Genomic DNA, 3,133 nt, shown 5'->3' with positions numbered 1-3,133 from the left:
GTACTGGTGTGCTTCATGTTCGTTATGGAACATCCCCACCAGTTGGCCTTGTTGGTGCACATCCCAGATCCGCATGCCAGCGGCCAGGCTTTCGTGGGACATTTTCGATTCGTCGCGTTCGGTTACTTGGACTGTCATCGGTAAACTCCACTTCTTCAGTTGGCTGCGACAGTGTGTCGCACACCCTCTTTATAGAGTTTGTTAGCAGGCTAAGTAAATAAAACCGGGATGAAACAAGTTTCATGAAGGCTGAAAGGGTCTGCTGCCTGGGCTGGCCCTATCGCCGGCACTTCGGATCGACGCACCGCAGCTCCCACAGGTACTGCACAGGGCTTGAGGCCTATGCGGTCGAGGTGGGAGCTGCGGTGCGGCGATCCGACTTGCCGGCGATAGGGCCGGTACAGGCAATCCAGAAATCCCAGGCAGAAAAAAGCCCCGCACAAGGCGGGGCTTCGGATGTTGCTGACAGCGCTGGCTCAGTTACCCTTCACCGACTTGCCATCGACCGTGCCATCCTGCAACACGATCACGTACTCCTTGCCATCGGTCTCGACCTGGCGCAGTTGCACCAGCAGGTAGTCCCAACTCTTGGCGAACCACAGCTCGGTGATGCGCTTGCTCTGGCTTGGGTCGCGCACGCGCTCGACCTTCACTGCATCGACCTGGCCGGTCTTGGTGGTGACCTTTTCGGTGCCCAGCACGCGGAAGTCGTAGGTGTCGATCTCGTCACCGTCGACCACCTGATAAGTCATGCTCTTCTTGCCTGCGGCCACGTCATGTTGCAGGGCCAGCTGGTAGGACGACTTGTCCAGCACACCGCGGTTCAGCGGCAGGCTGACAGCATCGCCACGGTCGCTGCCGGTGACCTTCTTGGCGTCCCAGTCGAAGGTCAGGTCGACCTTCTTGGCCTTGCCCAGGCCGCCGCGCTCGAAGTGGTACTTCTGCGGCAGCAGGGTGTCGTTTTCCATGCGCAGGGTGCTTTGCTCGGTCAGGCTGGCGATCATCATGGAAGCCTTGAAGTTAAGGTCCCAGGTGCCGTTGGCATTTTTCACCAGGCTGCGCTCGGCGGTGCCGCTCATGGGCAGTTGCTTCCAGTCGGCGGTGTAGCTGGCCGAGAAAGGCTTCAGATCAGCTGCCTGGAGGGGCAGGGCGAGCACGGCGAGAGCCAAGAGCAGGGCACGACGCATAAATTCTCCTAGGATCGAATCAAGTGACCGCTGGCCGCCAGGGGCTGGCCATCCAGTAATGCACCCTGTTCGCCAAGACGCAAGCGCCCTTCAGCGAACCAGCGCACCGCCAGCGGGTAGATCAGGTGTTCCTGGCGGTGTACCCGTTGGGCCAGGCTTTCGATGGTGTCGTCAGCCGCCACCGCTACCACAGCCTGTACGACCAGTGGGCCGCCATCGAGTTCCTCAGTCACGAAGTGGACGCTGCAGCCATGCTCGGCGTCGCCTGCCTCCAGCGCCCGACGGTGGGTATGCAAGCCTTTGTACTTGGGCAGCAGCGACGGGTGGATGTTGAGCAGGCGGCCCTGATAGTGGCGCACGAAGTCGCCACTGAGGATGCGCATGAAGCCGGCCAGTACCACCAGGTCCGGGGCGAAACCGTCGATGCACGCCATCAGCGCGGCATCGAAGGCCTCACGGCCTTCGAACTGGGTGTGGTCGAGCACGGCGCTGTCGATGCCGGCCGCCGCGGCGCGTTGCAGGCCATAGGCATCGGCGCGGTTGGAAACCACCGCACGGATGCGTACTGGGCTGTCCTGGCCTTGGCAACTGTCGATCAGGGCTTGCAGGTTGCTGCCGGAACCCGACAGCAGTACCACTACATTGCAGGTCTCGCTTGGCATCAGTGTGCCTTGAGGTTCTGCAGCTCGACCTGGGCAGCGCCTTCGGCGGCTTCGGCGATGTGGCCGATGACCCATGGCTGCTCGCCAGCGGCGCGCAGTTCGTTCAGGGCGGCTTCGACCTGATCCTGGGCCACGCAGATGACCATGCCGACGCCGCAGTTCAGTACGCGGTGCATTTCATGCTCGTCGACGTTGCCTTTTTCCTGCAGGAAGTCGAACACTGCCGGGCGCTGCCAGCTGGCCACGTCAACCACGGCCTGGGCGTTTTTCGGCAGTACGCGCGGGATGTTGTCCAGCAAGCCGCCACCAGTGATGTGGGCCATGGCCTTGACCGCGCCGGTGTTCTTGATCAGCTGCAGCAGCGGCTTGACGTAGATGCGGGTCGGTGCCATCAGCAGGTCGGTCAGCGGCTTGCCGTCGAGCTGGGTGTTCTCGATGTCGGTAGCGGACACTTCGAGGATCTTGCGGATCAGCGAGTAGCCATTGGAGTGCGGGCCCGAGGACGGCAGGGCGATCAGTGCGTCGCCGGTGGCGACCTTGGAACCGTCGATGATCTCGGCCTTTTCCACCACGCCGACGCAGAAGCCGGCCAGGTCGTAGTCTTCACCTTCGTACATGCCAGGCATTTCGGCGGTTTCACCACCGACCAGCGAGCAACCGGCCAGTTCGCAGCCAGCGCCAATGCCGGTGACCACAGTGGCGGCCACGTCGACGTTGAGCTTGCCGGTGGCGTAGTAGTCGAGGAAGAACAGCGGCTCGGCGCCGCACACCACCAGGTCGTTGACGCACATGGCGACCAGGTCCTGGCCGATGCTGTCGTGCTTGTTCAGGTTCAGTGCCAGGCGCAGCTTGGTGCCGACGCCGTCGGTGCCGGAGACCAGCACCGGCTGCTTGTAGCCGGCCGGGATCTCGCAGAGGGCGCCGAAGCCGCCCAGGCCACCCATGACTTCAGGGCGTGCGGTGCGTTTTGCCACGCCCTTGATGCGTTCGACCAGTGCTTCGCCGGCGTCGATGTCTACACCGGCGTCCTTGTAGCTCAGGGAGGGTTGCTTGCTCATTGATCCAGGCCTTTAGGAGGGAGGGATTCTTAAAAACGACCATGACGGCCAAGGCCGGCTGGTAGGCGGCGGCTGCCTGAAACGTCTGCGGTCTGTGAAGGCGCGCGATTTTATCAGGGTTGCCGGGCAGCGGCCATCCTCAGGCCGACGGGCAGGGCATGAAATTGGGTAAATAGTTGGGGGTGTCCGCCTTGAGAGGTTTGGCGCCTGGGAGACCGAGCGCCGC

3 protein-coding genes are annotated in these 3,133 nt (G+C 62.6%); all 3 read right to left on the bottom strand.

Annotated features, from left to right (window positions below):
* Positions 1-476: 476 nt before the first annotated feature.
* Genes TZ03_RS26710 through purM form a run of 3 tightly spaced genes read right to left on the bottom strand, consistent with a single transcriptional unit; the run spans position 477 to position 2,907 of the window.
* Positions 477-1,187 carry a DUF3108 domain-containing protein gene (locus TZ03_RS26710; RefSeq protein WP_051101326.1) on the bottom strand — a complete coding sequence of 237 codons (711 nt, stop codon included), beginning with the start codon at positions 1,185-1,187 and terminating at the stop codon, positions 477-479.
* Positions 1,188-1,195: 8 nt separating this feature from the next.
* Positions 1,196-1,849, bottom strand: coding sequence for a phosphoribosylglycinamide formyltransferase (gene purN, locus TZ03_RS26705; protein WP_051101325.1), 654 nt, complete (start codon positions 1,847-1,849; stop codon positions 1,196-1,198).
* Positions 1,849-2,907: a phosphoribosylformylglycinamidine cyclo-ligase gene (gene purM, locus TZ03_RS26700; protein ID WP_003252437.1), complete on the bottom strand. Its 1,059-nt coding sequence runs from the start codon at positions 2,905-2,907 to the stop codon at positions 1,849-1,851. The genes purN and purM overlap by 1 nt, the downstream gene beginning before the upstream one ends.
* Positions 2,908-3,133: the final 226 nt, after the last annotated feature.

Origin of the sequence: Pseudomonas sp. 10-1B (assembly GCF_000935045.1) — a bacterium.
GTDB lineage: Bacteria > Pseudomonadota > Gammaproteobacteria > Pseudomonadales > Pseudomonadaceae > Aquipseudomonas.
Note: the sequence above shows the minus strand (reverse complement) of the source record. Positions and strands in the feature narration are given on the sequence as shown.